Raw genomic sequence first — 11,681 nt, 5'->3', positions numbered from 1 at the left:
ACGGCGGACTGTTAATCCGTATGTCACTGGTTCAAGTCCAGTCGGGGGAGCCAATTCCTCACCATCTCGGTGCAAGTTATCCACTTTAGTGCTTTCCTCTTCCAATTTTAATGCACAAGCCCTTCCCTGCGGCCTGACTCCCTTTTGATCTCCCGATACTGACCAGCAGCGTTTTGTTCTGCTGCGCATAACTATTTGATTTTTATAGAAACAATTTATTGCAGGTATTTTTTGAACAGTCCTTGCAGCCCAGTATTGGCGCGGCTTTCAGCCTGATCGCCAAGTTTCATGAACAGGGTTATCCACAGTTTCTGTGGGTAACTTGACCAAAGCCACGGTTCATCTGGGCTGGCAGCCATTGTCCCCGGTTTGCGCTGGCCGCCTCCCCTCTTCCCCATTTTCTGCTGTTTTTCCCTTCCCCCCTAAATGGGATGAATCGACTCGCGGTGCTGCCTGTGGGGGATTTTTTTTCGCTATGCCGCGTCCTGCGGGTCAGCCCTCGCCGGATGAGTCATGAGTCTCTTTTGTCACCCTTCAATTTCCTCAGTGGAAAATGCTGAAAAACATGCCCGTTTGCTCCCCATGCAGCAGGTAATAAATTGTCCACAGGAGCGTCATCCCCTCCCGGCTCGACAGCATATTTCACTCATTGACAGCGGGCCTTGCAGCGTAAAATAGAGGTGTTTTCCCCATCCCCCCCTCGCATCCCTGCCTTCACCGAAGAGACCAGCACTTAACTGGCTGTTAATCCGCTTTGGCGCTTCTTTCTTGATACAGGATCCGGCACAATATCGGCCCCACTTTTTTCCTCGGTTTTTCCGGGCATGACCATAGATTTCGTGACACTGCTACATCAAAGCGACTCCCTGCTGCTGTTCGTGGTACTGGCCTTCGGGCTGCTGCTGGGCAAGGTACGCATCGGCAACTTCCAGATAGGCAACACCATAGGCGTGCTCTTCACCGCCCTGCTGTTTGGCCAGATGGGATTCCAGTTTTCCACCTCCACTGAAAACGTCGGCTTCATGCTGTTCATATTCTGCGTGGGGATTGAAGCGGGGCCGCACTTTTTCAGCGTCTTCCTTCGCGACGGCATCCACTACATCACCCTGACCCTGGTGATCCTGCTGTCGGCCCTGCTGCTGACCGTGGGGCTCGCCAAGTTCTTCAATCTGGGGCCCGGCATGGCCGCCGGCATTCTGGCAGGTTCCCTCACCTCCACGCCGGCCCTGGTGGGGGCCCAGGACGCCCTGCGAAGCGGATTGCTCAACCTGCCCCACCAGACCGACATGCAGTCGGTGCTCGACAACATGGGGATCGGCTACGCTCTGACCTACCTGGTGGGCCTGGTGGGCCTGATGCTGGTGGTGCGCTACCTTCCTTCCCTGGCCAGGCTGGATCTCAACACCGAGGCCCAGAAGATCGCCCGCGAGCGGGGGCTCTCCGACAGCGAGAGCCGCAAGACCTATCTGCCCATCATCCGCGCCTATCGGGTCGGCCCGGAGCTCGCCGCCTGGATCGGCGGTCGTACCCTGCGCGAAACCGGCATCTATCCCCACACCGGCTGCTATGTGGAGCGCATTCGCCGCAACGGCATTCTGGCCAGCCCCGATGGTGACGCCGTCATTCAGGAAGGGGACGAGATCGCCCTGGTGGGCTACCCCGAGAGCCACGAGAAGCTCGACGTCAACTACCGCAACGGCAAGGAGGTGTTCGATCGAAACCTTCTTGACCTGCAGATCGTCACCGAAGAGATCGTGGTGAAGAATGATGCCGTGGTGGGTCGCCATCTGGTGGAGCTCAACCTCACCGAGAAGGGATGCTTCCTCAACCGGGTGGTGCGCTCCCAGATAGAGATGCCCTTTGATCGCAACATCATGCTGCAAAAGGGCGACGTGCTGCAGATCAGCGGCGAGAAGCAGCGGGTCAAGCTGCTGGCCAACAAGATAGGCTTCATCAGCATCCATAGCCAGACCACGGATCTGGTGGCTTTCGCCACCTTCTTCGTGCTGGGCCTGCTCATCGGCTCCGTCTCCCTGGTGTTCGGCCAGATAGAGTTCGGCCTCGGCAATGCCGTCGGCCTGCTGCTGGCGGGGATCCTGATGGGCTACCTGCGTGCCAACCACCCCACGGTGGGCTATGTGCCACCAGGCGCCCTGCGCCTTGCCAAGGATCTCGGTCTTGCCGTCTTCATGGTGAGCACCGGCCTCAAGGCCGGGGGCGGCATCCTTGATCACCTGAGCGAAGTGGGGATGGTGGTGCTCTTCTCCGGCATGCTGGTGACCACCTTGCCGGTGCTGGTAGGCTACCTGTTCGGTGTCTGGGTGCTCAAAATGAACCCGGCCCTGCTACTTGGTGCCATCACGGGCGCCCGTACCTGCGCCCCGGCCATGGACGTGGTGAACGAGGCGGCCAACAGCTCCATCCCGGCGCTCGGCTACGCCGGCACCTATGCGGTGGCCAACGTGATGCTGACCCTGGCGGGCTCCTTCATCATCGGCTTCTGGTTCTAGCCAAACGGGCCCGCAACACGCAGAAATAAAGGAGCCTCGAGGCTCCTTTTTTCATGGGCGGGCACTCCTGGATGGAATAGTGGAAATCGTGCTATGGGACCATCTCTATCAAACCCAATAAGCTAAATCCTCTACAAGGTGCCACTTACACTCAATAAAACGAGCGAGGTGTAAGTGATGAAACGCGCATGGATGATTGTGATCTGGTGGTTCTGCTCCCTGACGCCAGCCTGGGGAGCCGAATCCGGCAAGCAGGTGGCCCCCGAGGAAAAGACGGAGAAAAGCGCCCTGAGCTTTGCAAACGACGAGCTTGCCAGACCCAGGCTGGGGGATCTCGACGTCATGCTGGAGCAGCGCACCATCCGAGTGCTCACCACCTACAACAAGACGGGATTTTTCATCACCAAGGGCGTGCAGCGGGGCGTCACCTACGATGCCTTCATGCAGGTGGAAAAGCGCCTCAACGAACAGTTGCGCAAGCAAAAGGCGATCAAACGCCACCTCAAGGTGCACTTCGTCTTCATTCCCGTGGCCCGGGAAGCCCTGCTGACCTCCCTCATCGAGGGCAAAGGCGACATCGCCGCCGCCAATCTCACCATCACGGACAAGCGCAAGAAGCAGGGTATCGCCTTCACCGATCCCCTGCTTGAAAACGTGCGGGAGCTGCTCGTCTCCGGCCCCCTCTCCCCCAAGGTGGAAAGCGCCGCCGATCTCGGGGGCCAGCGCGTCTTCGTGCGCCCCTCCTCCAGCTACTACGAGAGCCTGGTGGCCTACAACCAGGCCCGCAAGTCGGCGGGAGAGCCCCTCATCGACCTCCAGCCCGCCTCGGAGGTGCTCGAAGATGAAGATCTGGTGGAGATGGTCAATGCGGGCCTGCTCCCCTTCATCGTCATGGACGAGCACAAGGCCCGCTTCTGGCAAAAGATTTTCCCCGGGATCACCATTCACGACGCCCCCGTGTTCCGGGAAGGGGGCGTCATCGCCTGGGCGGTGCGCAAGGAGAGCCCCCAGTTGCTCGCCATGCTCAACGAGCAGATCAAGGCGCTGCGTGGCAAGGCGACGGGGGACGAGATCCTGGCCCGTTATCTCAAGCAGAACAAGTTCGTCAAGAGCGCCGCCGCCGAGGCGGAGCGCAAGAAATTCCTGCAGGTGGTCGAGCTGTTCCGTGAATATGGCGAACGCTATGACATGGACTGGCTGCTGATGGCGGCCCAGGGCTACCAGGAGTCCGCCCTCAACCACCAGGCCCGCAGCCATGTGGGCGCCATCGGCATCATGCAGATCATGCCCGCCACCGGCAAGGGGCTGAAGGTCGGCGACATCCGCAAGCTCGAGCCCAATATTCACGGCGGCGTCAAATACATGCGCTGGATGATCGATCACTACTATGCGGACGAGCCCATGACCGCCCTCGACAAGGCCCTCTTCTCGTTCGCCTCCTACAATGCCGGTCCCGCCCGGGTGGCGCGGCTCCGCGCCGAGGCCAGAAAACGGGGGCTGGATCCCAACGTCTGGTTTCACAACGTCGAGTACGTGGCAGCGGAGAAAATCGGCCCCGAGACGGTCACCTATGTGGGCAACATCTACAAGTACTACATCGCCTACAAGCTGGTGATGGAACAGGTTGTCCTGCGCCAGCAGGCGAGCGATGCCCTGAAACAGGAGGCGAAGGAGGACGTCAGCACATCGGCGGCGAAACCGACCCAGTGATCCTTGCCGGACGAGGCGCTCACGGGCGCTTCGTTTCTATGCGCGCCCCCCTCTTCGGCCCATGACCAGAATGAACACAATGGTCACAACAGCCTTAATAGCCATACGGCCAGATTGTTTTCCAGCCAGACATGATTAATTAACCTTCTTGCAACAATCACAAGGAGAACACCATGTTGCAAGGAACCTTCAAGCGCACCCTGCTCTGCTGCCTGCTGGGGGCCAGCCTCGGCGTCCAGGCCAAGATAGACGAAGTCCACTTCCTGATCCCGGGCGGCGCCGGCGGCGGCTGGGACAACACGGCCCGTGGCACCGGCGAGGCTCTGACCAAGTCCGGCCTCATCAACACCGCTTCCTACCAGAACATCTCGGCCGGCGGCGGCGCCAAGGCCATCGCCCACCTGATCGAGACCTCGGCACAGTCCGACAAGACGCTGCTGGTCAACTCCACCCCCATCATCGTCAAGTCCCTCTCCAAGGAGCTGCCGCAATCCTTCCGGGATCTCACCCCGGTCGCCGCCATCATCGCCGACTATCAGGCGCTGGCGGTCCCCCTGGACTCCCCCTATCAGAACTGGGCCCAGTTGCTGGCCGCCTATGAAGCCAATCCCGCCAAGGTGAAGATTGCCGGCGGCTCCGCCCGCGGCAGTCTGGATCACCTGGTGGCCGCCATGACCTTCAAGAATGCGGGGGCCGATGCCGGCAAGCTGCGCTACGTGGCCTATGACGCCGGCGGCAGCGCCATGGCGGCGGTGCTGGCGGGGGAAACCCAGGTGCTCTCCACCGGCTTTGGCGAGGCGATGGAGGCGGTCAAGTCCGGCCAGATGCGGATCCTCGGCGTCACCGCCCCCGAGCGGATGCCGGACGCCAGCCAGGTGCCCACCTTCTCCGAGCAGGGCAACCCCACCGTGTTTGCGAACTGGCGCGGCTACTTCGCCTCCCCCGACGTCAGCCCCGAGCAGTCCGCCGAGTTCGCCGCTCTGCTCAAGCAGATGTACGACAAGCCGGAGTGGGAAGCGGTGCGCGCGCGCAACAGCTGGATCAACCAGTATCAGGCCGGTCCCGAGTTCACTGCCTTCCTCAACAGCCAGGAGCAGCAGATCGGCGGCCTGATGCGCGAGCTCGGCTTCATCAAATAACCCTCAGCCTGTGGCGGGCCAGGCCCGCCCATCGGAGTCATCATGCCACTGACCAAGGAAAGGTTCGGGGGACTGCTGTTTTTGCTGCTCTCCCTCGCCTACGGCTATCACGCCACCCAGATCCCCGGCTACCCGGGGGACGAATATGAACCCTTTACCGCCAGCACCCTGCCCTATGCCCTGGCAGGTGTCGGGGTCCTGCTCTCCCTGATCCTGATCTGTTCCCCGGGAGGAGAGCGACTGGGCAAGGAGTCCGGCAACTGGCGGCTGGTGTTCGCCCTGCTGGGGCTGATGCTGGTCTATGGCCTAGCCCTTGGCTGGCTCGGCTTCCTCTTCGCCACCATCTTGTTCCTCATCGGCGGCATCCGGCTGATGGGCGAGCAGAGCCTCGCCTTCGCCTGCAAGGTGAGCATACCTTTCACCCTCATGTTCTGGGCCCTGCTGACCAAGGGGCTCAATGTCTATCTCGAGCCGGGTCGGCTGTTCACCCAGTTGCTGGGATAAGGAGAACCCATGTTAGACGGAATCCTGCAAGGGCTTGGCACCGCCATGATGCCCATCAACCTCTTCATGGTGGTGGTCGGCTGCTTCGTCGGCACCTTCATCGGCATGCTGCCGGGGCTGGGCCCGGTCACCGCCATCGCCCTGATGATCCCCATCACCTACGGGCTGGATCCGGCTTCCGGCATCATCCTGATGGCCGGGGTCTATTACGGCTCCATGTTCGGCGGCTCCACCGCCTCCATCCTGATCAACACCCCGGGCTGCTCCGCCAGCATGATCACCGCCATCGACGGCTATCCGCTGGCCTGCAAGGGGCAGGCGGGCAAGGCGCTGGCCATCGCCGCCTACGCCTCCTTCGTCGGCGGCACCCTGTCGGCCATCTTCCTGATGGTGGCGGCGCCCCTGCTCGCCAAGGTCTCCCTCGCCTTCCAGTCGGCGGACTACTTCGCCCTCATGGTGCTCGGGCTCTCCGCGGTGGCGGCTTTCGCCGGCAAGGGCCAGGTGCTCAAGGCGCTGATCATGGCGCTGTTTGGCATCATGATCTCCACCGTCGGCATCGACCGCAGCGTCGGGGTGGACAGATTCACCTTCGGTCTCCCGGACTTGCGCGATGGTTTCTCCTTCCTGCTGCTGGCCATGGCCACCTTCGCCCTGGCAGAGATCCTGATGACGGTGCTGCGCCCGGGAAAGGACACCAGCCAGGAGGAGGCGAGCAAGATGCAGCAGCTCGGCTCCCTCAAGCTGAGCCGGGACGAGGTAAAGGAGATAGCGCCCCCCATAGCCCGCTCCTCTGTGCTGGGCTTTCTCATCGGCGTGCTGCCGGGGGCCGGTGCCACCATCGCCTCCTTCATGGCCTATGGGGCCGAGCGCAACTTCGCCCGCAAGGGCAAACGGGACGAGTTTGGCAAGGGCAGTCTGACCGGCATAGCCGCGCCGGAAGCGGCCAACAACGCCGCCTCCAGCGGGGCCTTCGTGCCGCTGCTGACCCTGGGGATCCCGGGCTCCGGCACCACGGCCCTGATGCTGGGGGCCCTCATCGCCTACGGCATCCAGCCCGGCCCGCGCCTCTTCATGGAGCACCCTGACGTCTTCTGGTCGGTGATCATCTCCATGTATCTGGGCAACGTGGTGCTGCTGATCCTCAACCTGCCGCTCATTCCCTACCTGGCCAAGATCCTGCAAGTGCCGCGCCCCGTGCTCATCCCCATGGTGCTGCTGTTCTCGCTGATCGGGGTCTATCTGGTCTCCTTCAACACCATGGACATCTATGTGATGGTGCTGGTGGCCCTGGTGGCCATCGGGCTGCGCCTGCTTGACTTCCCCATGGCCCCCATGCTGCTCGGCTTCATCCTGGGAGGCATGCTGGAGGACAACCTGCGCCGGGCCCTGGTGATCAACGACGGCTCCCTGAGTTTCCTGTGGGAGCGCCCCATCACCCTGGGCTTCACCCTGGTCACCCTGGTGATGCTGCTGCTGCCGCTCTGGCAGTGGTGGCAGGCCCGTCGCACGCCGGTAGCGACCCTGCAATCCGACCCGACCTGATCCCAGCCATCACAAAAAGAGCGCCAAAAGGCGCTCTTTTTCTTGAGTTGGAACCGGCCACTCAGCGCTGACGGTAGCGCCGCTCCGGCCGGCCCACGGTGCCGTACTCCAGCTCCGGGCTCGCCAGCTGCTGACCCACCAGAAACTCCAGATAGCGGCGCGCCGTGGTGCGGCTCACCCCGACCCGGCTGCCTATCTCCTCGGCGCTGGCCCCCTCCAGATGGAGGGCCGCCAGCACCCTTTGCAGGGTGAGGGCGTCTATCCCCTTGGGCAGGCCGCCCGCCGCCACCTGTTGCAACGGGGAGCCAAGGAGCGCATCCACCGCCTGCTGATCGATGTCCGCCAGCGCCGCAAGCGCGGCGCGGCTCTGGCAATATTTGTCGAGCGTATCGCGCAGTCGCTCGAACACCACGGGTTTCAAGATGAAATCCACCACCCCGAGGCGCATCGCCTCCTGCAGTGCCGCGGCCTCACGGGCGGCGGTGAGCAGGATGACGTCGAGGTGGGCCCCGCGCTGGCGCAACTCCCGCAGCAGGGAGAAGCCCTCCCCGTCCGGCAGCCAGACATCCAGCAACACCAGATCGGGTTTGAGGATCTCTATCTGCTCTCTGGCATCGAACAGGGTGAGCGCCACCCCCAGCACCTCGAAACCGGCGAGGCGCTGCACGAAGCGACGGTGGATCTCGGCAATGGCCGGATCATCCTCGACGATCAGGATCTTGATCACTCATACCTCCTTGGGTATGTAACAGACGACACAACTTCCCTGCGCCGTGGCTTCGATGGTGATGGTACCCTGCAGGGCATCCAGTGTCTTGCGCACCAGGGAGAGCCCGATACCGTGTCCTGGCTCGGGCTTGCTGCTGACCCCGCGCTCGAACAAGGTGTCCGCCAAAGCGGGATCGACGCCGCCGGCCCCGTCCTCCACCTCCAGAATGAGATCCTGGCCGAGATCGCTCAAAGAGACCCGGATCGGCTGGTAGGGGGCGCCATGGCCGCGGGTCGCCTCGAAGGCGTTGTCGATGAGGTTGCCAAGCAGGGTCACCAGCTGGGAGCCGCTGACCCGGGCGGGGATGTCGTGCAGGCGGGAATCCGGATCCACCTCCAGCACCAGTCCCAGCTCATGGGCTCTGTGGTACTTGCCAAGCAGCAGGCCCGCCACCTTGGGCTTGGCGATGGCCCCCATCAAAAAGCTCAGGAGGGTCTGCTCGGTGGCCGCCTCCCGGCCGATGAAGGCGAGCGCCTCCCGGGTGGCCCCCAGCTCGATGAGGCCGGCGATGGTGCCGAGCTGGTTGTTGTGTTCGTGGGTCTGCACCCGCAGCAGATCGCTGTAGGCCTGCACCTGGGAGAGCTGGGCACTGAGCTCGGCCAACTCGTCCTTGCGCCGAAAGCTCGACACGGCGCCGATCAGCCGACCCTCCTGCACCAGAGGCAGCCGGTTGACGATGAGGGACTGACCGTTGAGCACTATCTCCTCGTCATACTGGGGCCGGGGATCCTGAATGAGGGAGAGCATGCGGCTGCCGGGCAGCAAGCGGGTGACGGGCTGGCCTATGGCGGCCTGCGCAGCCCGCTCATCGAGGCGCAGCAGCCGGATGCCGTTGGGGTTGAGGGAGGTGAGCCTGCCTTGCTCGTCGATGGTGAGTATCCCCTCGCGCACCGTGCGCAGGGTGCAGTCGAGCTCCGCATAGAGGCGGCCGATCTGCTCGGGCTCAAACCCCAGCAGGGCCCGCTTGTAGCGTTTGGCCAGCCAGGCCGCGGCGACACTGTTGAGCAGCACGATGAGCAGTGTCATTGCGAGGCCAAAGCGCAGGAAGCCCTGCAGGTCCGCCTCTATGTCCCGCACCAGATAACCAACAGAGACCACGCCGATGACCCTGCCCATCTCATCCCGGATGGGCCCCTTGCCGCGCACCGAGACCCCGAGGGACCCTTGAGCGCGGGAGATGTAGAACTCCCCCCGTAGGGCGCGTCCGGGATCGTCCCCCATCATGGGTTTGCCTATCCTGTCCGCATTGGGGTGCACCAGGCGGGTGGCCTGCCTGTCCCCGATGACGATGTAGCTGGCACCGACCTCGGCCCGCATCCGCTCCACCAGCACGTTGAGGCGGGTGCTATCGGCTCGCTTCACCCCGGCGATGACGCCGGGCTCACGGGCCACCAGCCGTGCCACATCCAGGGCCTGATCCCCCACCTCCCGGTAGCGCTGCTCGGCGACATAGTAGTAGCTGGCCCCGCTCAGCAACACCAGTTGCAACAGACTGACCAGACAGAGAATGAGCAGGAAGCGTCCTTGCAACCCGAGCCTCATGCCTCCTTGTCGCCTCGCAACAAGTCAAGCAGCAGACTGCCATCGCGCAGGGCCTTGTGCACCTGCACCGAGGTGGGTTTGGTGGGATCTTCGTAAAAGTGGGTGGATTCGATCTGCAGGCGCACCAGGTATTCCGCCGGCAACTGGCTTGCCAGGGACTGGTGCAGCATGGGGAAGAGCAGTCGATCGGCCCGGGTGATCTCCCCCCCGAGCAGCAGCTTGCCCGGGTTGAGCAAGCAGATGAGGTTCGCCAGCACCCGGGAGAGGCGGCCCGCCGCCTGGTGCAGGATGTCCTGACACAGGCTGTTGCCCGCCAACGCCAGCTCGCACAGCTCGCGGATGGTGACGCTTTCGGGCAGATCGAACTCCTGCATCCGTTCGCGCAGCTCCCGATATTGCGCCTCCAGCGCCTGATTGGTCACCAGGGTGCAGGCGCAACCGAAGCCACCGCAGTAGCAGCGCTGGCCATAAGGTTCGAGCTGCAGGTGGCTGAGATCCCCGAGCAGAGCCGACTCGCTCTCGATGAGCTGGCCATTGACCACCATGCCGACCCCGATGTCGTTGTGCACAAACACCAGCACCGCATCCGAGCAGTTCCTGGCGGCGCCCCACTCCCGCTCGGCCTGGATCCAGGTGCGCACGTCGCCGCTCACCAGCACGGGTACCGAGAAGGCCTCCTGCAGGGTGGGACCGAGGGGCCAGTTGCGCAGATCGTAATAGGGAAAATGCTTGACCATGCCGGAGTGGCGCTCCACCTGGCCGGGCAGGCAGAGGGCGATGCAGGCCAGACGCAGCGCCTTCTTGGGCAAAAAGCCCTCGATGGCCCGCACCAGGCTGGCCAGCAGCTCGGCACGCTCCGCCTCGTTGAAGACATGGCGATGGCGCGCCAGGGAGTGGCCCGCGAGATCGAACAGGGCCATGTCCACATAGCCGCGCCCCAGGCGCATGGAGAGAAACTGGAAGCGGCGCTCATTGATGCGCAGCAGGGTCTGGCGACGGCCACGCCCCACCGAGCTCTCGCCGCAGGTGATCACCAGGCCGCCGTCCAGCAGCTCGCGGGTGATCTTGGTGATGCTGGCAGGCGACAGGCCGGTCAGACGGGACAGATCGGTACGGGACAGCTCCTTGTGCTCCTCCAAGCTGGCATAGACCAGGCCGTAGTTGAGCTGACGGATCAAATCGATACTGCCTTTCACGATCTCATTCATAGGGTTGGGGCTAACGAAAGGAACGAATGGCGCGATTTTCACACATTCTGCGCCGATCCCCAAATTTGCCGTCTGGAAATCCTGTCCAGACGGCAAAAATGTGATTAGTAACGGAAGCGGGAGACGAGTTGGCGCAATTTGTCACCCGTGCCTGCCAGGGCGCGGGTGGTGGTGCTGGACTCCCCGGACGCCTCGGTCAGCTCGCTGACGATCTGCTGGATGGCCACCAGGTTCTTGTTGATCTCCTCGGAGACCGCGTGCTGCTCCTCGGCGGCCGTGGCGATCTGGATGTTCATGTCGTTGATGGTGCCGACCGCCGCCACCATGCTGTCCAGGGAGCTGGCGATGTGGCTCGCTTCCTGCACCGTCTCCTGGCTGCGTGCCTCGCTGGCCTGCATCACCTCCACCGCCTGTTTCACTCCGCCCTGCAGGCGCTGGAGCATCTCGTTGATCTCCTTGGTGCTCTGCTGGGTACGGCCCGCGAGGGATCGCACCTCGTCCGCCACCACCGCAAAGCCGCGCCCCTGCTCGCCCGCCCGGGCCGCCTCGATGGCGGCGTTGAGGGCCAGCAGGTTGGTCTGATCGGCGATGCCGCGAATGACCTCCACCACGGAGCCTATCTTGCCGGTCTCGTGGGCGAGCTGCTCGATGACCCCGGCCGCCACATGCACTTCGTCCACCAGCCGGTTGATACTGCCGATGGCGCTGTTCACCACGCCGCGGGCCGCATCGGACTCACGGGCCGCATCGCTGGTGG

9 protein-coding genes are annotated in these 11,681 nt (G+C 63.2%); 5 read left to right on the top strand and 4 right to left on the bottom strand.

What is annotated here, in order from left to right:
* The first annotated feature begins 824 nt into the window (after window positions 1–824).
* The 5 genes from AACR77_RS07440 (at window position 825) to AACR77_RS07420 (ending at window position 7,405) form a co-directional block, all read left to right on the top strand.
* Entirely contained in the window at window positions 825–2,510 is a 1,686-nt protein-coding gene (locus AACR77_RS07440; RefSeq protein WP_029314601.1) for an aspartate:alanine antiporter, read from the top strand.
* A gap of 177 nt (window positions 2,511–2,687) precedes the next feature.
* Window positions 2,688–4,220 (top strand): lytic transglycosylase F, encoded by a 1,533-nt coding sequence (locus AACR77_RS07435; protein WP_052224789.1) that lies wholly within the window; start codon window positions 2,688–2,690, stop codon window positions 4,218–4,220.
* Window positions 4,221–4,393: 173 nt separating this feature from the next.
* Window positions 4,394–5,359, top strand: coding sequence for a tripartite tricarboxylate transporter substrate binding protein (locus tag AACR77_RS07430; protein ID WP_039041031.1), 966 nt, complete (start codon window positions 4,394–4,396; stop codon window positions 5,357–5,359).
* Window positions 5,360–5,401: 42 nt separating this feature from the next.
* Window positions 5,402–5,863: a tripartite tricarboxylate transporter TctB family protein gene (locus AACR77_RS07425; protein WP_042880649.1), complete on the top strand. Its 462-nt coding sequence runs from the start codon at window positions 5,402–5,404 to the stop codon at window positions 5,861–5,863.
* 9 nt (window positions 5,864–5,872) lie between these two features.
* Entirely contained in the window at window positions 5,873–7,405 is a 1,533-nt protein-coding gene (locus AACR77_RS07420; RefSeq protein WP_039041029.1) for a tripartite tricarboxylate transporter permease, read from the top strand.
* A gap of 61 nt (window positions 7,406–7,466) precedes the next feature.
* Here the strand turns inward: AACR77_RS07420 and AACR77_RS07415 are convergent, their stop codons facing one another.
* From AACR77_RS07415 to AACR77_RS07400, 4 genes are all read right to left on the bottom strand, one after another.
* Complete coding sequence (locus AACR77_RS07415; protein WP_042880647.1) at window positions 7,467–8,132, bottom strand: response regulator; 666 nt, start codon at window positions 8,130–8,132, stop codon at window positions 7,467–7,469.
* Window positions 8,133–9,716 (bottom strand): ATP-binding protein, encoded by a 1,584-nt coding sequence (locus tag AACR77_RS07410; RefSeq protein ID WP_042880645.1) that lies wholly within the window; start codon window positions 9,714–9,716, stop codon window positions 8,133–8,135. It lies immediately after the preceding gene.
* Entirely contained in the window at window positions 9,713–10,924 is a 1,212-nt protein-coding gene (locus AACR77_RS07405) for an ROK family transcriptional regulator (protein WP_041215063.1), read from the bottom strand. The genes AACR77_RS07410 and AACR77_RS07405 overlap by 4 nt, the downstream gene beginning before the upstream one ends.
* Window positions 10,925–11,028: 104 nt before the next feature.
* Window positions 11,029–11,681, bottom strand: a 653-nt coding sequence (locus tag AACR77_RS07400) for a methyl-accepting chemotaxis protein (RefSeq protein WP_042880643.1), incomplete at its 5' end; no start/stop codon positions are given.

The organism is Aeromonas sp. ZOR0002, from assembly GCF_963866995.1.
Lineage (GTDB): Bacteria > Pseudomonadota > Gammaproteobacteria > Enterobacterales > Aeromonadaceae > Aeromonas > Aeromonas caviae.
This window is presented reverse-complemented; position numbering and strand designations above follow the sequence as displayed.